Origin of the sequence: Neptunomonas japonica JAMM 1380 (genome assembly GCF_016592555.1) — a bacterium.
GTDB lineage: Bacteria > Pseudomonadota > Gammaproteobacteria > Pseudomonadales > Balneatricaceae > Neptunomonas > Neptunomonas japonica_A.
The window spans coordinates 2,060,579-2,081,299 of the sequence record NZ_AP014546.1 but is presented as its reverse complement, the minus strand read 5'-3'; the positions used below and the strand labels follow the sequence as shown (position 1 = coordinate 2,081,299).

The 20,721-nt window shown below is 42.5% G+C and carries 17 protein-coding genes; 11 read left to right on the top strand and 6 right to left on the bottom strand.

Going from position 1 to position 20,721, the window contains the following annotated elements; all coding sequences use genetic code 11:
• Window positions 1-7: 7 nt before the first annotated feature.
• The 3 genes from NEJAP_RS09725 (at window position 8) to NEJAP_RS09715 (ending at window position 2,025) form a co-directional block, all read left to right on the top strand.
• Complete coding sequence (locus NEJAP_RS09725; protein WP_201347058.1) at window positions 8-487, top strand: thioesterase family protein; 480 nt, start codon at window positions 8-10, stop codon at window positions 485-487.
• A 447-nt stretch (window positions 488-934) separates the two neighbouring features.
• Window positions 935-1,336 carry an antitoxin Xre-like helix-turn-helix domain-containing protein gene (locus tag NEJAP_RS09720; protein WP_201347057.1) on the top strand — a complete coding sequence of 134 codons (402 nt, stop codon included), beginning with the start codon at window positions 935-937 and terminating at the stop codon, window positions 1,334-1,336.
• On the top strand, window positions 1,330-2,025 hold the full coding sequence (locus NEJAP_RS09715) for an RES family NAD+ phosphorylase (RefSeq protein ID WP_201347056.1): 696 nt from the start codon (window positions 1,330-1,332) through the stop codon (window positions 2,023-2,025). The genes NEJAP_RS09720 and NEJAP_RS09715 overlap by 7 nt, the downstream gene beginning before the upstream one ends.
• 25 nt (window positions 2,026-2,050) lie before the next feature.
• Here the strand turns inward: NEJAP_RS09715 and NEJAP_RS09710 are convergent, their stop codons facing one another.
• Together NEJAP_RS09710 and NEJAP_RS09705 are read right to left on the bottom strand one after the other, a co-directional pair.
• Entirely contained in the window at window positions 2,051-3,712 is a 1,662-nt protein-coding gene (locus NEJAP_RS09710) for a methyl-accepting chemotaxis protein (protein ID WP_201347055.1), read from the bottom strand.
• Window positions 3,713-4,236: 524 nt separating this feature from the next.
• Window positions 4,237-6,162, bottom strand: a complete 1,926-nt coding sequence (locus NEJAP_RS09705) for a propionyl-CoA synthetase (RefSeq protein ID WP_329610953.1) — start codon at window positions 6,160-6,162, stop codon at window positions 4,237-4,239.
• Window positions 6,163-6,692: 530 nt separating this feature from the next.
• Between NEJAP_RS09705 and NEJAP_RS09700 the strand changes: the two genes are divergently transcribed.
• The 8 genes from NEJAP_RS09700 to metH all read left to right on the top strand — a co-directional run bounded on the left by NEJAP_RS09700 (window position 6,693) and on the right by metH (window position 16,186).
• Window positions 6,693-7,157, top strand: coding sequence for a YHS domain-containing (seleno)protein (locus tag NEJAP_RS09700; RefSeq protein WP_201347053.1), 465 nt, complete (start codon window positions 6,693-6,695; stop codon window positions 7,155-7,157).
• Between the two features lie 40 nt (window positions 7,158-7,197).
• Window positions 7,198-7,719 (top strand): hypothetical protein, encoded by a 522-nt coding sequence (locus tag NEJAP_RS09695; protein WP_201347052.1) that lies wholly within the window; start codon window positions 7,198-7,200, stop codon window positions 7,717-7,719.
• A gap of 16 nt (window positions 7,720-7,735) precedes the next feature.
• The gene (locus NEJAP_RS09690; RefSeq protein WP_236590885.1) at window positions 7,736-8,554 is read left to right on the top strand and encodes a hypothetical protein; all 819 of its coding nucleotides are present in this window, start codon (window positions 7,736-7,738) and stop codon (window positions 8,552-8,554) included.
• A 14-nt stretch (window positions 8,555-8,568) separates the two neighbouring features.
• Window positions 8,569-9,477, top strand: coding sequence for a cyanophycin synthetase (locus tag NEJAP_RS09685; RefSeq protein WP_201347050.1), 909 nt, complete (start codon window positions 8,569-8,571; stop codon window positions 9,475-9,477).
• On the top strand, window positions 9,477-10,742 hold the full coding sequence (locus NEJAP_RS09680; protein WP_201347049.1) for a hypothetical protein: 1,266 nt from the start codon (window positions 9,477-9,479) through the stop codon (window positions 10,740-10,742). Before NEJAP_RS09685 ends, NEJAP_RS09680 begins: the two co-directional genes overlap by 1 nt.
• A 367-nt stretch (window positions 10,743-11,109) precedes the next feature.
• Complete coding sequence (locus NEJAP_RS09675) at window positions 11,110-11,631, top strand: cytochrome P460 family protein (protein WP_201347048.1); 522 nt, start codon at window positions 11,110-11,112, stop codon at window positions 11,629-11,631.
• A 160-nt stretch (window positions 11,632-11,791) separates the two neighbouring features.
• On the top strand, window positions 11,792-12,253 hold the full coding sequence (locus tag NEJAP_RS09670) for a YHS domain-containing (seleno)protein (protein WP_201347047.1): 462 nt from the start codon (window positions 11,792-11,794) through the stop codon (window positions 12,251-12,253).
• Between the two features lie 225 nt (window positions 12,254-12,478).
• Entirely contained in the window at window positions 12,479-16,186 is a 3,708-nt protein-coding gene (gene metH / locus NEJAP_RS09665) for a methionine synthase (protein WP_201347046.1), read from the top strand.
• Between the two features lie 82 nt (window positions 16,187-16,268).
• On the opposite strand, the gene NEJAP_RS09660 is transcribed toward metH, so the two are convergent.
• The 4 genes from NEJAP_RS09660 to fdhF are packed head-to-tail and all read right to left on the bottom strand — an operon-like array spanning window position 16,269 to window position 20,720.
• Window positions 16,269-16,664 (bottom strand): hypothetical protein, encoded by a 396-nt coding sequence (locus tag NEJAP_RS09660; protein ID WP_236590884.1) that lies wholly within the window; start codon window positions 16,662-16,664, stop codon window positions 16,269-16,271.
• Between the two features lie 19 nt (window positions 16,665-16,683).
• Window positions 16,684-16,923: a formate dehydrogenase subunit delta gene (locus NEJAP_RS09655; protein WP_201347045.1), complete on the bottom strand. Its 240-nt coding sequence runs from the start codon at window positions 16,921-16,923 to the stop codon at window positions 16,684-16,686.
• Between the two features lie 60 nt (window positions 16,924-16,983).
• Window positions 16,984-17,850 carry a formate dehydrogenase accessory sulfurtransferase FdhD gene (fdhD, locus tag NEJAP_RS09650; protein ID WP_236590883.1) on the bottom strand — a complete coding sequence of 289 codons (867 nt, stop codon included), beginning with the start codon at window positions 17,848-17,850 and terminating at the stop codon, window positions 16,984-16,986.
• Window positions 17,850-20,720, bottom strand: coding sequence for a formate dehydrogenase subunit alpha (gene fdhF / locus NEJAP_RS09645; protein ID WP_201347044.1), 2,871 nt, complete (start codon window positions 20,718-20,720; stop codon window positions 17,850-17,852). Before fdhF ends, fdhD begins: the two co-directional genes overlap by 1 nt.
• Window position 20,721: the final 1 nt, after the last annotated feature.

The window sequence follows — 20,721 nt, the reverse complement described above, 5'->3', positions numbered from 1 at the left end:
TTCCGTCATGTTGACCACCCAGTACCCTCCTGTTCCAGAAAGCTATTGCGATTATAACGGGCATCTTAATGAAGGTTATTACCTTGTTATGCTTTCATTAGCAACCGATACCATTTTGGATGCTGCTGGCCTGGATGAAGCGCATAGAGCTAAACATCAATTTAGTGCTTTTACTGTGCAAAACAACTTACGTTATTTTAAAGAAGTTCGCCAAGGCCAAAAGGTCATTGCTCATTCTCAATTACTATCGAGTGATAGGAAACGTTTACGTATATGGCATGAACTACGTAATGAAGAAGGTACTGAAACCCTAGCGGCTATTGAATGTTTATTGGTTGGTGTCGATATGCAGACCCGACACAGTGCCACATGGCCTGAGCCAATACGTGTCGCAATACAAGCATTACAAGAAAGGCATGCCGATATTGAATGGCCCAAAGGTGCTGGCAATTCAATTGCTATGCCTGAACAAGGCTGCTCTGCATAGCAATCTACTGATTAGTATGAATAGGCGACATGGCACTGATGACTGTTTATTAGATATTGATCGCTTGGTTTTGTGTTTCATGTAGCGGGGTTCGGATTAGATAATCAAATGCACTTAGCGCTGTTCTAGAGCCTGCCCCCATTGCAATAATGATCGACGCTGCTCAACCCCCTGCTGAAAACACACTAGGTATTGATGTAACGGCTATCAATAATGGCCTCCCTTTGTTCGCTCACATCAATATCCATTTTCAGCCATTCGCCACTCAACCTATTTGGACAAAGATACCTGCAAGGTCAACATTATGAAGCTTGCGAGCGGTTACAAAGTAATGATTCAAATACACAGGGCCTCCTTAAGCTAAATATCATACCTATATTTACATCTTTATGTCTTAAGACACAAATGAATGTATAATGTATTTATAGAATTGCTCGGGAGGCTGTCATGTTAAATCTACCATTACCTTCATTTGATAAAGCCGCTGCTGCTACGGGTTTAAAAGCCGCTGTTACAATTTTAGATAAATGGGGGGCTAGTGGAGAACAAGGAGAGGCTATTTTACGCGTCTCACACAGCACTTATGCTCGAGCTAAAAAGAAAGATGTCATGCAAGCAATCAACCTAGATCGTGATCAGGTTACCCGCATCAGCTTTATTTTAAATATTCATGCGGCATTACGTATTGTGTTTGATAACCCTGAAAACCTATACGGATTTATGAAGATGATTAACCACAACCCTTTCTTTGCAGGACGCTCTCCTCTAGAAGTAATGGGAAATGGTGACTTCGTCTCTGTTTACGAAACCTTTCGAAGAATAGACAGTATGCGAGGTAGCCAGTGGTAAACATTAATGAGTTACCTGTTTTACCTAGCAAAGAAATTAAAAGTTATCGATTAATTAATTCTAAATTTCCTCCTGTCAGTTTGTTTGATGATGTTGCTGATGTAAACGAATTTGAAAGCCTCTATGCGCTACAAGCCCTGACTAATCCGCGCCTTAAAAACGAAGTAGGAGACTTGCAGCTGATTCCTCGTACTGAAATTCCGTTTGGTATTCATGGATGCTCATACGCTACCGCCCCCTTCACTCACGTTAACCCAAACGGTTCTCGATTCAGCGATGGCTCATTTGGTGTTTTGTATGTCGCCGACTGCATAGAAACGGCTATTGCAGAAGTGCAATACCATCAGCAAGCCTATTGGAGTAATGTGCCTGAACTCTCTTATGAACGTTTTGTTTTTCGGGGACTTATTTGCCAATTTAACGAAGTGGGAATAGTAGATGGCTTGGTTCTACCTCCAACTGATGCTATTTACTCATCTAAAAATTACACGCAAGCACGTGAGTTAGGTACAACGATTAAATTAGGGGGTAGCGCTGGCATTCGCTATCACTCAGTACGACGCAAGGGCGCTATCTGCTGGGGGTTAATGACACCCCTACAAGTAAGCTCCATACATCAAGCAGCACATTATGAGATGGTATGGAACGGTACAATTACCGGAGTAAGTAAGCTTTCAACGACATTATGATACATGTTTAAAAGCCATTCTTAGATCAAGATGTTCGTCTTTTAGCGCGGGATGCGGCGCTATAGTCTGTATCTGTTACTTTAATTTTTTCTATCAAGTTGCGCAATTTATCGCTTAACTTATTTAAATCGTTTCCAAACTCTAAGCTGCTACTTAGATGCTCAAGCGTATTGTTAAACTCAGATTCCATGAGATGAATGCTGTCTGTAACCGAATCAAAATGATGATTCTGTTTCTCAGTTTCTTGTTGTATTTCATTGGACTGGCTATCTATTTCATTCATGACCAATGTTAATCCCTTGAGCACATCAGCGCTTTTATTTACTTGAGTCACGCTATATTGGGCAGATGACATCCCCTTTTGCATTGTTTCTGAAGCCTGTTGAGCACCACTTTGAATTGACAGGATCATTTTCTGAACTTCAACAGTCGCGTCTTTCGTTCGGGTAGCAAGTGTTCTTACTTCATCAGCTACAACAGCAAACCCCCTCCCAGCATCACCTGCTCTAGCCGCCTCAATCGCTGCGTTTAAAGCAAGAAGGTTAGTTTGTTCAGAAATAGCATTAATAACATCAATAATAGACTCTATCTTTTCACTATCCGTGCGTAACTTAACGATAGCCTCAGATATGAGGGTGATCTCAAGAGATAGTTGATCCATACCTTGCATGGTTTGCTGTGCTACGTGTTGGCCATCATTTAGTGTCCCAACACTTTCTTTAACTGAGTTTGAAATTTGTTGAATGCGAAGAGTCACTTCTTTAGCTGATTCTGTGGTTTCTTCCATTGAATTACCGACCTGTAGACTACGTTCACGTTGCTCAGTAGCTGCTTGCTCAATACTATTATTGGTTTGTGATAGCTCTTTTGCCATAGGCACCAACCTAATGACAGATTTGGTAACCTGTGAAACTAGGTTATCAGTATGTTCAATGAACTCATTGAATGCTTGTGCCAACTGCGCTAGCTCATCTTTTCCTTTAATGGGTAAGCGCTGAGTCAAATCCCCCTCACCGTTCACAAGGTTTTGCGCCATTTCAACAATATTATGTACAGGTTTAAGAACAAAACGATGCATACCAAACAACATAATCAATAAGAGGATTGCAAATATACAGAAAAATATAACATTCACATTTTGTGCTGATTCTGTGGACTCTAACTCAATGGCAAACTGCTCGTCCGCTTTGTTATTAAGTTGTTTAGATAGCTCAGCAACCTTACCAAATAAAGCTGAAGCAGTAATATCAAACTCCCCTTTAATCTCATTACCAGCGTGAGCACCATCATCAACGTAGGCATGAGCCATTTTTTGGCCAACGACATAATAGTCATCCATAAGAGGCAATAAAGTTAAGTAATTAAAACCGAACTTAGTATCTATTTGCTGTAGTGTTTTTACTGATGTCTGAAAAAGCTCAACACTTTTAGCGGCTTTTTCAAAGCCATCATTCAACCCATCCATCCCTCGCGTTGCACTAATATCCGTCAGGCGCTGTTGAACTTGAATGACTGCAAGCTGCATTTCATGCAGATGAGTCATAATTGCGCTCTGGGTATTGGCAAGGTAAACACTCTGCTCATGTACTCTTTCGGCTTGCAAGTGCTGCATAATGCCTTGAAGCAACAGCGTTGCAGCAAAAAAACTTACGAATAAATAGGCTTTAAATCGTATTGTTGAAAACATTAAAAATCCTTTTTTTCTCTTATCTGACTTTATGTTCCATTTAAGGAATAAAAGTTAAATAAGAGAGACATCAGAGCTAAAATTAATTGTAGTGTAGTACAAGATTTAGAAAAGCAACCAGAGGCTTTATAAGAAATATATACTTTTAGGTTGCTTTAATCTCAATCCATTCTTTTATTCACTAGAAGGAATAAGCCACGTATTACTATGATTAATGCTCCACAAATATCTGAGCGCTCATCAAAAAATAATAACGCCCAGAAATATCGCTTAAATCACGCGCGAGTACCTGAAAGGAGCAATCAACCAATACTGGACGGATTTCACGAGAATCGAGATTGATGAATGCTTGATCTGAATTTCGCAATAAGACACAGACTAAAAAATTAAAATTAATAAGGACAGGCTGTTTTCTAAATTTCTACAAGTACATAAGGTGGGGAATGCATAGGTGGTCTAAAAAAACCAACAAAAAAGGCAGCCAAAAGGCTGCCTAAAAACTACTAAGGGTCTTAGGTGAGGTACTATTGACTAGACACTAAGCCGTGATTAGTCAAAATTTCCTCGATTTCCGGTAAGCTAGCTGGGTCATCAATTGTTGAAGGAACTGAGTATCCAGAACCATCAGCGATCTGACGCAGCAACTTACGCAGAATTTTTCCTGAACGGGTTTTTGGAAGACGCTGTACAACCATTGCTTTTCTGAAACACGCAACAGCTCCGATATCTTTACGAACCATGGCAACCAATTCGGTTTCCAGTTCTTTCTCGTCTAACTCAATACCATTCTTGAGAAGCACCAGCCCGATAGGCTGTTGACCTTTCAGCGGATCATTTACACCGATAACGCAACATTCGGCTACTGCAGGGTGGCTAGCAACAATCTCTTCCATCTCACCTGTAGACAGGCGGTGCCCCGCTACATTGATTACATCATCGGTGCGGCCCATGATGAATACATAGCCTTCATCGTCTTTATATCCGCCATCACCCGTTGAATAGTAACCTGGGAACTCAGCTAGATACCCTGTACGGAAACGTTCATGGTCTCCCCACACAGTTGGCAAGCAGCTTGGAGGTAGCGGAAGCTTCATTGCAATGTTGCCTTGCTCACCTGCAGGTAGTTCATTACCCTCGGAATCAACGATTTGTACGTTGAAACCAGGCATAGGCAGTGTCGATGAGCCTGCTTTGGGCTCTTTCATCTCAACACCTGTTAAGTTACCGCAAATAGCCCAACCTGTTTCGGTTTGCCACCAGTGATCAATAACGGGTTTACCCAGAGTTTCTGTCGTCCAAGTGTATGTTGGAGGGTCTAGTCGCTCACCTGCCATGAAAATAGCTTTCAAATGAGATAGATCGTATGGCTTTAATAGCTCTGAATCAGGATCTTCTTTGCGAATTGCACGAAATGCAGTAGGTGCAGCAAACAAAGATTTTACTTTGTATTCTTCGCATACGCGCCAGAATGCACCAGCATCTGGTGTTTTAATTGGCTTGCCTTCGAAAACGACAGTAGTACAACCCGCTAATAATGGTGCATAAACAATATAAGAGTGACCAACAACCCAGCCTACATCTGATGCTGCCCAGAAAACCTCACCCGCTTCCATATTATAAATAGATTTCATGCTGTATTTAAGCGCAACAGCATGTCCACCATTATCACGAACAACACCTTTTGGCTTGCCCGTAGTTCCAGATGTATAAAGAATATAGAGAGGATCTGTACCTTTAACAGGAACGCAATCCGCAGGTTCAGCAGTTTTCATTGCTGTAGCCCAGTCAATATCACGGTCAGCAATTAATTCAGCAGTTACTTGTGGGCGCTGAAATACGATACAGCTACTTGGTTTGTGTGCTGATTTTTCTATTGCTTCATCAAGCAATGGTTTATAAGGCAGTACTTTTTTAATTTCGATGCCGCACGACGCGGTGACAACTACTTTTGGCTCTGCATCATCTATACGTACAGCTAGTTCTTGTGGGGCAAAACCGCCGAATACTACAGAGTGAATAGCACCTAAGCGTGCTACACCAAGCATGGCAATAACAGCTTCTGGGATCATTGGCATATAGATGACAACACGATCACCTTTAGCTACGCCTTGAGCTTTAAGAATACCTGCAAACTTTGCAACTTCATCACGCAATTCTTTATAGGTATAACGAATCTTTGTATCCGTAACAGGAGAATCAAAGACTAATGCATCTTGTTCGGCACGTCCGTTTTCAACGTGAAAATCCAACGCTAGATAAGCGGTGTTAAGCTCCCCATCAGCGAACCAACGACTGATACCATTTTCATCTTTACTGAGAATCTTTTGTGGCTTTTTAAACCAATGGATGTCTTCTGCTTTTTCACCCCAAAACAGCTCTGGAGTTTCTATCGATTTTTTATATTCTGCTTGGTAGGACATAGCGCGGGCCCTTTGTGCTTGTAAGTTAATTTTCAGGACTACGTCAATGTGAGCCGTTAATTGTTATTGTTGACAGTCGGCCTACAAGATCCAAGTACTTTAACTAAAAAAAAGGTGAATTTAACTAAGACATAAGGCGAATATGGCTTTATCAGAGCGAAATATGCATTTTTGATGCGTCTTGCTTGTTCTCAAAAAACAAGATTGTCGACAATTCCGTGTATTTTTGTGCATAAATCACCTTTTAAAGGCTTGATAGACAGTCATTTTGAAGGTTTAACGATAATTGGCTAAAAAACCATCAATTCAATGAATGTTTTGGGTGAGGCCGCATCGTCAACAAGTAAGTCATATAGTTAAAGAACTGAGAATCAATACATTCGATACAAGGTAAGTAACTTTTCATGGGTGTTGTCTAGGTAAATATATTAAAATAATCATTCTTTTCAGTTTGATTTCAGATTCAAAATATATAGTTAGCTTACTTTTTGTAGCCAAGCTACTCGCTTGCTCGCAAACAAAAATAGTCTAACAAGTACAAAAGTGCAGAGGGTACGCAAATGACTAATCTACTTTCATATAAAAAAATATGGGGCTCAGTAGTTGCAACAATATTGATGATTTTTTCTTTGCAGGTAAGTGCAAAGCCCCCTATTTATACATCGTACTTCAGTGACCTAGCTGTAGCAGGTTACGATACCGTTGCTTACTTTACTGAAAGCAAGCCCATAAAAGGTAATAAGCGTTTTGTAACTGAATATAAGGGTGCTGAGTGGCGTTTCAAAAATGCTGATAATCTAGCGGCTTTTAAAGCCACTCCTGAAAAATACGCACCACAATATGGTGGCTACTGTGCATGGGCTGTTGCAAATAATGATACCGCGAAAGGCGACCCTCTTCAGTGGACTGTTCATAATGGAAAACTTTATCTTAACTACGATGCTAAAGTTCAATCCAAATGGCTGAAAGATAAACAAAGTTTTATTAGCTCTGCTGACAAAAATTGGCCTAACGTTATTAAGTAATTGAATCGATAAAACTAATAATAAATATTAAGGATAAAATATGACATCTCGAATCATCACAATATTCAGCTGGGTGGTTGTTGCGTGGACATGTAAGGTGTTTTTAAGCTCCCTACCCTACAAATTTTCAGGCCACCCTGACACACAACACATTTTTTCAACTATTGGTGCTTGGATGAGCACTACGATTTCAAACGGTTTAGGTACATGGTTTACTGAGTATGGCGCTTATGCAGTGGGCAGTGCCGAGCTGTTTGTTTCAATCTTTTTATTGCTTCCTATTGTCTTTTTTATCCTTAAAAAGCTAGGTGTAATCAATAAAGCACCTGAGCGTGCCTTAGTTCATAGTGCTGGTGGCGTACTCGCAGCAGGAATTATGGCAGGAGCCGCTTTTTTCCACTTAGCAACACCACTCGGAATAGAAGTATTGCATAATGGTCAAAGTGATCATGGATCACTGTTTTATGCTGCTGTATCAATCTTTGTATTAGGGTTAATTATGGCTTTTGTTAACTTTACGTATTGGCGTAATAGCAATACTAACAGTAATAACACACTGTAAACTTCAGATAATTATGATGATTCGAATTCTGTTGGTGGCTTCCTATATAGTCTCGTGCGTTCGCCTTAAAGTAATGCCATGGCACTACTTCCAATTAAACGCTGGTTATTTTAATAAGCGCAAAGGTATCTATTCCAAACAGGATATTAATGATCTGATTCCGGAAAAATGGCATTTACAACAATGGATAGATTCTGGTGATAAGCAGCCAGAATCCTACCCAGTTTTCGTCAAACCAGAATGGGGGCAAAATTCTCAAGGGATTCGAAGAGCAGATAACATCGACGAGTTAGGCGTGATTCGCAGTCAACGGGTAGCAGGGCAATCGCAATACCTAATTCAAGAAGCCGCCCAAGGAAAGATTGAGTATGAAATTTTCCTGATACCATCAGATAAAGCGCAGGATCAGTATGCGATGCTGTCAGTCACACAAGTGGTAAATCACAGTACCGACAAGTTTCCTATTAATGGTATTTATAATAAGCAAACTGAATACCAAGATGTAACAGCACAACTGAGTAAAGAAAAACTCGAAGTGTTGTGGAGAAATTTAAAAACAGTTGGGCACTTTAGAATTTCACGTTTTGGCGTACGCGCTGACTCACTAGACAAGTTGATAAACGGTCAGTTTAAAGTTATTGAGATTAATCTGTTTTTACCAATGCCACTCGTATTGCTTACCAAAAATACATCGTTAAAGAGAAAGTTAAGCTTGGCAATCCAATGCACGTGGTTGCTGGCAAAAATCACAAGAACTATACCAGAAGAACAAAATGAGCCTTTTCTATTCTTTAAGAAACTAGGTTTCATGCAGCGCACTAAGCGCACTGACTAAGACGAGCACCTGTAATGCAAAATATAAAAAAGATAATTTATAGCTGGGTAAGCCAGCGTTATATGAACGGCTGTAGTAGCTACAATAATTTAGACGTAAGAAAAAGCTGTCGCTCTAAAGAACAAGCTCGTGCTGTCTTTAGCCAAGGTAACGTCCCTCACGCTAAAGGGCAGATATTCTTAAACCCTATGACTGCACATCGTTTTGCTAAAACACACGGGTTTCCTTTAGTTATTAAGCCAAATGTCAGCGGTTACTCTCGTGGTAGTTACTTTCCTATCAACAGCTTTACTGAGTTATGGAAAGCTATTTTCCTCGCAAAAATTTGGTGGCCTACCACGGTAGTTGAGCAGTATTTAAAAGGCCACAACTACCGAGTCGTCGCTATCAAAGGCGAGTTGATGTCAGTGATTGAGCGTTATCCGCCGACTATTACAGGTGATGGGATACATACGATTAGCGAACTTATTGACGAAGAGAATGCCATTCGTAAAGCTATGGATCTACACCCTTGTATTTATCCAATAGAAAAGAACGAGCAAACCATCAATTATTTGAAAAAGAGCAAGTATACGCTTGAGAGTATTCCACCAAAAGGCGAAGACGTCATACTCTTTTATCGTATATCGTTAGCTCCAGGCGGCACTGTCCGCACTATTGACCAAGACACCATCCCTGAAGACAACAAGCAGCTGTTTTTAGATGTGTTGCGCATGTTTGATGCAAACATACTGGGTATTGATGTTATTTTTGAAAAGGGTATTGAACATTCGTTTCATGACCAAAAGTGTATTTTTCTGGAAGTGAATTCACGTCCTTATTTGAAGATGCATGATTATCCTCGCTACGGCAAAAAAGAAGATTTGAGTCCTTATTACAATAAGCTCAATCAAATCGAAATTAGTAACGCAGATATTTACTAATGAAGATCGTATCTTCGAGTTTCTTCCAATTTGCAGGCATTCACTCGTTTATGATTGGGCTACTGCCCTTCTTTATACCTGTACTGCTGCTAAAACAAGGCGCGTCAGTTGAAGGAATAGCTTTATTTATTGCCGTTACCGGTTTTGGCTTTATTGTTTCACTTAAGATATGGGAAGCATTGTTCCAACAGTCGCAATGGCGCTGGATCATTGGTTTATCCTTTATTACAGAAGTGCTTCTTGTCGGTGTATTACTTTTTAGCGATACCCCGATTATATGGGCGTTTGCTGCATTGCTTAACGGCGCTTATAACTGTTTTTACTGGACAACACAGCGAGTATTGTTCAGCACGATGACATCTGAACCTAAAAATACAATTAGCCAAACCAATACTGAGAATCAAACGGGTAAGCAGTTTGGGAACTTCCAAATTTTAGTGGTTGTCGTTTTAAAGCTAGGTATTTTAGTGGGTGCACTGATGCTAGAAGATAACCTTAAGTACTCATTATGGTTGCTTAGCTCGTTCATCTCTTTAGCTGGACTTATTTGGTTCTTTCAAGCAGAGCGGATGAATGCATTCCTTAAGGTTAGTCAAGCTTTGCCCGTTAATATCGATGCTCAAAAATCTAAAAGCACCTCTATGTTTTTCTTTAAGGATTCTAACAACTCTGCAGTAGTGTTTTACCTTGATGGCGTGTTTCTTTTTCTTGAAAGCTATTTCTGGGTCGTCTCTTTATTTTTGATTTCCCAGCAAAGCGTCAAAGAGCTAGGCATTGTTATTGTCTCATTAACCGTCCTGCTGTCTGTCATTTTCTATCTGCTAAAAAATAAAATCGATAGTATTGATCGCAATAAAATATATATTTGTGCCGTTATCTTTTATGCTATTTCATGGTGGCTGAGAAGTTTATTAGACCCCTCTTTACCTAACCACTTGGTGTACCCAGCCATTTTGTTGATTGCGTTTTTAACTACATTTTTCCGTTTAAGTTTTAACAAGCGCTTTTTTGATCATGCAAAAGAGCAACGCCCTTTGAACTATTTACTGGCTAAGAGTTACTTATCCCAAACAGGTATCGTTGTTTTTTATTCAGCTGTTGCTCTACTTGCCTCTTATTTTTCAAACGTGCACTCTTCTCTGGCAACTTTGTATCTAGTTTTAACCCCTATCGCATTAATCTATATGGTTTATTCCGGCCCTAAAGAGTCTAATGTTAGTTCTAATGTTGCAGCAAACACGCCATTAAGGACATCCAAAACTTAGCGCCTTCTTAATTTATAAAGATTTGCTCACAGTGGATTTTTTGATCGGCTTAATGGCTTTATTCAAAAAATTGATAATGATGTCTCTCAGGATAATTCATCCTGATTACTTGAGAGCAACATTGGGCAGCACTTAAGACATTTTTTTGATATCACCATGTTTATATTCAAGGCTCGAGGAACAAAAAATCAGCGTATACACTACCAAAACGAGTTAACGCTAGCGTGCTTATCGCGCCCTTGCTTAGCCTTATTTTCAGTTTCATTTCATATAAGAGTATTAGTATTCCCCTTATTAAAGCCTTTTAAGGCTCTATACTTAAAAAAGTACAGGTTTAGTTAGGCAGTAAAAACAGGGGAATAATAATATGAAACCCAGTATCTATCTCAAAGCAGGCTTATTTCTATCCATCAGCGGCTTAATTGTTGCTTGCGCTTCTGCACCGGACTATTCCGGCAATACTGATAGCCGATGGGCTAATTTTAAAAACTGGACAAAAATCACAGAAAACCGAACCAGTACTGGGGACCCTACTGGTTTTGTAAGCACTGTGCATAAAGGCCGTGACGGTTACCGAGATGTTTATGTAAACGATATTGGTTTAGCTGTTATCCAAGGCACTGCGCCTTATAACTACCCTGCGGGAACAGTGATTGTAAAAGAACAGTTTGATGACCTTGCAGCTTTTGAAGCACAAAAGCCTACAGATTTAACCATTATGGTTAAATTACGAAACGGTGCGACACCTGATGCTAAAAACTGGGGCTGGGTCGCAGGTTACAACGCCAAGTTAGAAGAAACCAACGCTTTTTGTAGCGGTTGCCATTCTATTGCTACACAGAATGATTTTGTATTTACAAACGAAGACTTCTTAAAGCAGCATTATTAGGTCGGCGCTGAGAATTTCACTTTTCGACTCACCTTTTTATAAAGCCACTTTCTGAGTGGCTTTATAGCGAAAAAGTATCTTCTCTATTGAATCCGCATATTCGATTAATAGTTAAGCTGTGTTTTAAAATGATAAAGAATATCAATTAAGGATGAATAGCATGAAAAAGTATTTAATAGTGCTCGCTTTACTTTTTACTAGTTTCAGCAGTTTTGCTGATGAGCCCGTAAGTAAGAGTTATTGGGGCTCAAAAGCAATCGGAGGGCACGATACAGTTGAATATCACTCTGATGATGTTAGAACTCAACATAAGGAAGTCGCAGGCAATAAACGCTTTGTGGTTGAGTGGAATAACGCACAATGGTTATTTGCATCCCAAGCCTCTGCCGATAAATTTGCAGCAGATCCTGAACGCTACCGCCCTTTGTATAACGGCTTTTGCTCTAATGCGCTTAGCCTGGGCGAAGGTTTAATTTCTACCGATGGGACGGTATGGGAATTTTTTGGTGACAACCTGCATCTTTTTTATGCTGAAAGAGGCCGCGAACGTTGGCTCGAAGGCGATTGGAAGGCGTATAAAATAGAAGCAGATAACGCCTGGAAAACACTTCGAGCACAATAATTTAATCAAACAGCCAAGAAGTTCAGGCCTTATTGTACGCTTAAAATCAGAGATTATAGCCATTTAGCCTCTACTTTTCCTTTCGTCACTCCCCCTTCTGCCACCTTTCATGATTATTTACGTCCATATGAGTGCCATTCACGTTAAATTGAATTGATCTCAGTAAATTTAATCGTGATTTGCTTTATCATAAGCACTTTTATTATTGGTATTGGATTAGATTCGATGGCACAGACGATCACACAACAACTCGAAGCAGCACTCAAACAACGCATCATGATTCTTGATGGAGGTATGGGTACGATGATCCAGGGCTACCAACTGGAAGAAGCTGACTATCGTGGTGAGCGTTTTGCAGATTGGGCTTCCGATGTCAAAGGCAACAATGACCTATTGGTGTTAACTCAACCAAAGATCATTAAAGACATCCACCGTGATTACCTGGATGCGGGTGCCGACATTGTTGAAACCAATACCTTTAACGCAACACAGATTGCCATGGCCGATTACAACATGGAATCGCTCAGTCGTGAGATTAACGTAGAAGCGGCAAGACTTGCTCGTGCAGCATGCGATGAGATTGAACGAGAAACACCAGACAGACCTCGCTATGTAGCGGGTGTTTTAGGCCCTACAAACCGCACATGCTCTATTTCACCGGATGTAAATGATCCGGGGTATCGCAATGTATCTTTTGATGAACTTGTTGAAGCCTACACTGAATCTATCGATGGCTTGATCGAAGGTGGCTCAGACATCATCTTGATCGAAACAGTATTTGATACACTTAATGCTAAAGCCGCTATCTATGCTGTTGAGCAGTACTTTGATGATCATAATATGCGCTTGCCTGTAATGATCTCAGGAACCATTACTGACGCATCAGGGCGCACATTATCAGGCCAAACAACTGAAGCCTTCTGGAACTCCGTTCGCCACGCCAACCCAATTGCTATTGGTCTTAACTGTGCCCTTGGGCCAAAAGAGCTACGCCAATATATCGAAGAACTGTCTCGTATTGCTCAGTGCAACGTCTCAGCACACCCTAACGCAGGTTTACCAAATGCTTTCGGTGAATACGACGAAACCCCCGAAGAGATGGCCGATGAGATTGGCGAATGGGCTGCGTCAGGTTTTTTGAATATTGTGGGTGGTTGTTGTGGTACTACGCCAGAACATATTCGCGTTATCCGTGAATCTGTTGAAAAATATGTACCACGGCTTATGCCTGACCTTCCTGTTGAAGCACGTTTAGCAGGCCTTGAACCGATGAATATTGGTGCTGAAACCCTGTTTGTTAATGTGGGTGAGCGCACCAATGTAACCGGCTCTGCTGTGTTTAAACGCCTGATCAAAGAAGGTGATTATGAAACGGCACTAGCAGTAGCACGCCAGCAAGTAGAAAACGGTGCCCAGATTATCGACATCAACATGGATGAAGGCATGTTGGATGCAGAAGCGGCAATGGAGCGCTTCCTTAAATTAATCGCCTCGGAACCCGACATTTCACGTGTTCCCATCATGATCGACTCCTCAAAGTGGGAAGTTATCGAAGTGGGGTTGAAATGCATTCAGGGTAAAGGCGTTGTTAACTCTATCTCGATGAAAGAAGGTGTCGAGAAGTTTAAGCATCAGGCTAAACTAGTGCGCCGCTATGGTGCTGCTGTGATCGTTATGGCATTTGATGAAGTGGGCCAAGCCGATACGCGCGAGCGAAAAATTGAAATATGTGCGGAGTCTTATCGCATACTAGTCGATGAAGTGGGCTTCCCTCCTGAAGATATTATCTTTGATCCTAATATTTTTGCGGTCGCTACCGGTATAGAAGAACATAACAACTATGCCCTTGATTTTATTGAGGCCACTGGTTGGATCAAAAAGAACCTACCTTACGCAAAAATCTCAGGCGGTGTGTCTAACGTTTCTTTCTCGTTCCGTGGAAATAACCCCGTACGTGAAGCCATTCACTGTGTATTTCTTTACCATGCCATTCAGCAAGGCATGGATATGGGGATTGTTAACGCCGGCCAGCTTGCTATTTATGATGATTTACCAGAAGAGCTCAAAGAGTTAGTAGAAGACGTTATTCAGAACCGTCGTGAAGATTCCACTGAACGCTTACTCGCAGTAGCTGATAAATATCGTGGGGATGGTTCAGAAGAAAAAGCACCCGAAACTCAAGAATGGCGTTCTTGGGAAGTAAATAAACGCTTATCGCATGCACTGGTTAAAGGCATTACCGACTTCATCGACGACGACGTTGAAGAATGTCGTCTAAATTATGAGCGTCCTATTCAAGTCATTGAAGGTCCATTGATGGACGGAATGGGAATCGTAGGTGATCTATTTGGATCGGGTAAGATGTTTTTGCCTCAAGTTGTTAAATCCGCACGCGTGATGAAAAAAGCAGTGGCGTACCTAATGCCATTTATCGAAGCAGGTAAAGCTGACAACGAATCAAGTTCTGCCGGTAAAGTAGTCATGGCAACCGTTAAAGGTGATGTGCATGACATCGGTAAAAACATTGTGGGGGTTGTTCTTCAGTGTAATAACTTTGAGATCATTGATCTTGGCGTCATGGTCTCTGCTGAAAAAATCCTAACTACGGCCCGCGAATCCAATGCAGATTTGATTGGTCTTTCAGGTTTGATTACGCCCTCTCTCGATGAGATGGTGCATGTTGCCAAAGAGATGGAACGACAAGGCTTTAGCATTCCCTTAATGATTGGTGGAGCGACCACATCAAAAGCACATACTTCGGTTAAAATTGAACCCGCTTACAAACGTGATCAAGTGGTACATGTAACCAATGCCTCTCGTGCTGTTGGTGTTGCTTCTGCGCTGCTATCAAAAGAGAAAAAACAAAGTTATGTCAATGAGATAAAAGAAGATTATCAAGCAGTGCGTGAGCGCCACGCAGCACGCCAAAATGAAAAGCGCCGGATCGGTTTAGAAGCGGCGCGCGCTAATAAATTCAAAATAGCTTGGGAAGACTACACGCCTCCAGTACCACAGCAGTTAGGTGTACAAGTATTAGAAAATATAGACCTAAACATTTTACGTGACTATATCGACTGGAGTCCGTTCTTCCATTCATGGGAGTTAGCAGGTCGTTATCCACGTATTTTGAACGATGAAATTATTGGCAAAGAAGCCACTAAGCTGTTTGCTGACGCTCAACTGATGCTTGATGACCTTGTCAATAATAAAAAACTGTATGCACGTGCAGTTTATGGGCTTTTCCCGGCCAATAGCATTAACGACGATGATATTGAGCTGTATACCGATGAAACACGCTCAGAAGTACTAACGACACTGCATCACTTACGCCAGCAAACAGAGAAAATTGCCGGTAAGCCACACATGTGCCTGACTGATTTCATTGCACCTAAAGAGAGTGGTAAAGCTGATTACTTTGGTGCATTTGCCGTCACTACTGGGTTTGGCGTTGATGAACTTGCTGCGGTGTACGAAGCGGATCATGACGATTACAACAGCATTATGGTTAAAGCCTTAGCTGACCGTTTAGCTGAAGCGTTTGCTGAGTACCTTCATGCACTCGTACGTAAAGAGGCGTGGGGCTACGGCGCTAATGAAAACCTCGATAATGAATCACTGATAAAAGAAAAGTATCAAGGTATTCGACCAGCACCTGGCTACCCAGCCTGCCCCGATCACACCGAAAAAGGCTTATTGTGGGAGTTACTTGATGTGGAAACCCGTACGGGAATTACCATCACAGAGTCTTATGCCATGCTACCAACAGCAGCTGTGAGTGGTTGGTACTTTAGTCATCCTGATTCACAGTATTTTGGGGTAGCAAAAATTGGTGAAGATCAGGTTGAAAGCTATGCCAAACGTACAGGTATGGAGATGCGAGATGCAGAGCGCTGGCTGTCACCCAACTTAGGGTACGAGCCTGAAGAGGGATAGCGCTTAAATAATGCGCGCTAAAAGCGCGCATTATAAAGAGATACGCCGAGGCTAATGGCTTCGGTGCTAATCTCTTATCTAACTACAGTTTATGAAAGGCTTTAAGAAATTCATTTTTAGATTGCATAAACTTTTGGTGCTCGGGGTGGTTAAGAGGACGAGTATCCTCTTCGAACGCTGGAGCTACATAACCCCAGTTTGAGTTGCGCGCAAAAATCACCACAACATCAACATTACTACCCTGCCATTTGTTATGCATAACATGATCATCACCCGAAGCTTCAACTGTCTTAATTTGAATACGATGATAATTAGGGCCGTCTGAGATAAGAATATCAGTCTGGTGTCCATTATCTAATACTGGGGAGAAAACCTGCCAGCCGTCTTGCATCAACCAACTCACGACTCGACTTTCAAACGACATGTTTATCATCGTTTGATGAGTGCCTTCTTTCGTTTCGGTCATACGTCTTGGCATATTAACTCCAATTAATGCGTTAGGTGCTTCGTGAGGTATATTGCTCAGACAATACCATTACTGCCTGTGTTGCCAATACATTTAGTTTGTCGCCACCTTCTTTTGCATACGCTATAAGTTCTTCTTTCATGGAACGAGCCCAGAATTTTTTTATATGCGTTGCGATAAACTCAACAGACTCCGCATCTGTATCTAGGTGGTTATTATCAGCAATTTGGTTTGCCATGATAATTAGCTGATCTAACTGCGAGTGACTCATATTCTGTTTGCTCCAGTACTGCCCATCTTAAGTAATAAATAGAGTAATTTTGCTGCGCCATTAATCATTTGATGCTACTGGTTCCGGGCTGTAACTTACATGCCGTTGCGGGCGAGCAAAGCCAATGAGTTGTAATCCAGCCTCTCTTGCTAAGCGCAAGGCCAACCCTGTCGGTGCAGATACAGCTACAAGCGTATTGATACCTACGGCTGTTACCTTCTGCACCATTTCGTAACTGGCACGGCTTGATATCAATACAAACCCCTTTTGCATATTTATGCCTTCGCGTACTAATGCACCAATAAGCTTATCCAGTGCATTGTGGCGGCCCACATCTTCACGAACCATCAATATTTCGCCCTGTTTATTGCACCAGGCTGCTCCGTGGCACGCACCGGTAAGTGCTTGTTGTGGTTGGTTCTCATCTAATTTGAGCACTGCGCTTTGAATGGCTTCATCACTGACTTCACTTGGGTTCTGCAACACCTTAATAGGTCGTACCGCTTGCCCTAGAGATTCAGCACCGCACAAGCCGCATCCGGTACGGCCTGTTAGGTTTCGTCGCTGCTGCTTGAGCTGCATCATGCGCCCAGAGGCAATACTCATTTGCACCTCAACACCTGTGTCGTGTTGTTGTAGCTCAATGTCATATAGCTCATCTGCACTTGTCAGAATACCCTCTGTAATACTGAAGCCTAGCGCAAAATCCTTTAAGTCATTTGGGCTGGTCATCATAACGACATGTGAAATGCCGTTATAGACTAAAGCAACCGCTACCTCTTCAGCGACGTTGTCGTGAGCAAGGCTTTGATTTCCTTGCTCCCAACGACTAACCGCAACACTGGCTTGCAGTTCAAGCTGTAAGCCAGATTCTGATGCAGTCGGCACAACGTCCTTATGAGTAACCATTTGCGGACATGCAGCCATTACTGGCGGGCCTCTTCAGATCGGCTGCGGCGCCCTTTTCTAAGGTAATCTTGTTGCTTATTGTTAAAGTCTTCAAAATTCTTCTGCCATTCAGACGGTTGCGTTACTTTCTCAACCTGTACCGCCGTGACCTTATATTCAGGGCAGTTTGTTGCCCAATCCGAACTATCGGTCGTAATGACGTTAGCGCCACTGCCTGGGTGATGGAAGGTTGTATAGACAACACCGGGCTGCATACGCTCACTTATAACGGCACGCAATACAGTTTGCCCTGCACGACTGCTAATGCCTAGCCAATCACCTTCATTAACACCACGCTCTTCTGCATCATGCGGGTGAAGCTCCAAGACATCTTCGTTGTGCCATGTCTGATTTTCAGTGCGACGTGTTTGTGCGCCAACATTGTATTGCGAAAGAATACGCCCCGTCGTTAACAGCAGTGGGAAGCGCCGTGTTGCGCGCTCATCGGTTGCGACGTATTCAGTAATGGCTAAGTTGCCTTTACCGATTGGAAAGTCTTCTACGTGCATGATAGGCATCCCATCAGGGTGTTGCTCATTGCACGGCCATTGAATGCTTCCTAGCTCTTCTAAGCGCTCATAATTTACGCCGGTAAAGCTAGGCGTAAGACTGGCAATTTCATCCATAATTTCTGAAGGATGGTTATAATTCATTTCATAACCCAACGCATTTGAAAGCGCTACTGTGACTTCCCAGTCTTCCTTCCCTGCTAACGCAGGCATAACCTTACGAACACGATTGATGCGGCGCTCGGCATTGGTAAAGGTGCCGTTTTTCTCAAGAAACGTAGATCCCGGTAATAAAACATGGGCAAATTTTGCTGTTTCATTGAGGAATATATCCTGCACTATCACACAATCCAGTGCTTTAAGTGCTGCTTCTACATGTTGAGTATTTGGGTCAGACTGAGCGATATCCTCACCTTGCACATACAAGGCTTTGAAGCTGCCAGCCAGTGCCGCATCAAACATGTTAGGGATACGTAAGCCGGGTTCATCATCTAGCTTAACGCCCCATGCGGCTTCAAACCGGCCACGTGCTTCATCATCGGCAACATGCTGATAGCCTGGTAACTCATGAGGGAAAGAACCCATATCACAAGAACCCTGTACGTTATTTTGGCCACGCAATGGGTTAACCCCCACACCTTCACGGCCAATATTACCGGTAGCCAACGCTAAGTTTGCAATGCCCATGACCATAGTTGATCCTTGGCTATGCTCAGTTACACCCAGCCCATAGAAGATCGCACCATTACCTGCATAGGCATACACGCGAGCCGCCTTTCTAACATCTTCAGCATCAACACCGGTAATGCTTTGCATCGCTTCAGGTGAGTTACGCTCTTCTGTAATGAATGCCTGCCATTTGATGAATGCTTTATCGTCACAGCGTGAGGCTATAAATGCTTTATCTTCTAAGCCTTCGCTCATGATGGTGTGTGCAAGTGAGTTCACTAAGGCAACATTGGTACCTGGGCGCAACGGTAGATGTATGGCATCTTTAAGATGAGGCGTTTTTAATAGGTCAATTTTACGAGGGTCAGCAACAATCAACTGCGCACCTTCGCGTAAACGGCGGCGCATCATGGAGCCAAACACCGGATGCGCATCGGTTGGGTTTGCGCCGATTACTAACATCGTATCGGTATATTTAATCGAATCGAAGGTTTGTGTTCCCGCAGATTCACCCAGTGTGGTTTTCAGACCATAACCCGTAGGGCTATGGCAAACACGCGCACAGGTATCTGTATTGTTGTTACCAAATCCAGCTCGGATCAGCTTCTGAACTAAGTAGGTTTCTTCGTTAGTGCAACGTGAAGAAGTGATGCCACCAATGCTCTCTCGGCCATAGGTTGCTTGGACGTCTTTTAAGCGTTTTGCAGCAAAGCCAATCGCTTCTTCCCAGCTTACTTCGCGCCATGCTTCGTTGATACTATCGCGAATCATGGGTGTTTTAATACGGTCTTTGTGAGTGGCGTAACCAAAAGCAAAACGGCCTTTGACACAAGAGTGCCCTTGGTTAGCTTCCCCGCCTTTATATGGCACCATGCGGATAACTTGATCGCCTTTCATATCGGCTTTAAAAGAACAGCCAACACCACAGTATGCGCAGGTTGTCACAACGCTATGCTCGGGTTGGCCCATCTCAATGACATTATTTTCCATCAAGGTTGAGGTTGGGCATGCTTGTACGCACGCACCGCACGAGACACAGTCGGATTCAAGAAACGAATCGTCCTGCCCCGCTGCAATTTTAGAGTCAAAACCACGGCCATCAACCGTTAATGCAAATGTCCCTTGAACCTCTTCACATGCACGCACGCAACGCGAGCAGACGATACATTTGCTAGGATCAAAGCTGAAATAAGGGTTTGATAGATCTTTTTCTGCGTCTAGGTGATTATGGCCATCAAAGCCATAACGAACTTCCCTTAAGCCAACGGCTCCGGCCATATCCTGTAGTTCACAGTCACCGTTTGATGGACAGGTCAGGCAGTCCAATGGGTGGTCTGAAATATACAGCTCCATAATATTACGGCGCAGTTTTGCAATTTTTTCGTTCTGTGTGACGACTTTCATCCCAGCATCTACCGGTGTCGTACAAGATGCCGGGTAGCCTCGGCGGCCTTCAATCTGTACCGCGCAAAGTCGGCAAGAACCAAAAGCATCTAGATTATCGCTGGCGCACAATTTAGGAATGTTGATATCGACTAATGCCGCAGCACGCAACACAGAAGTTCCCTCAGGCACTGTGACAGCAACGCCATCAATCTCAAGCGTAATGAGGTTTTCAGATACACGCGCAGGCGTACCGTAATCTTTATTAGGATCAAAGTGTTGTAACATG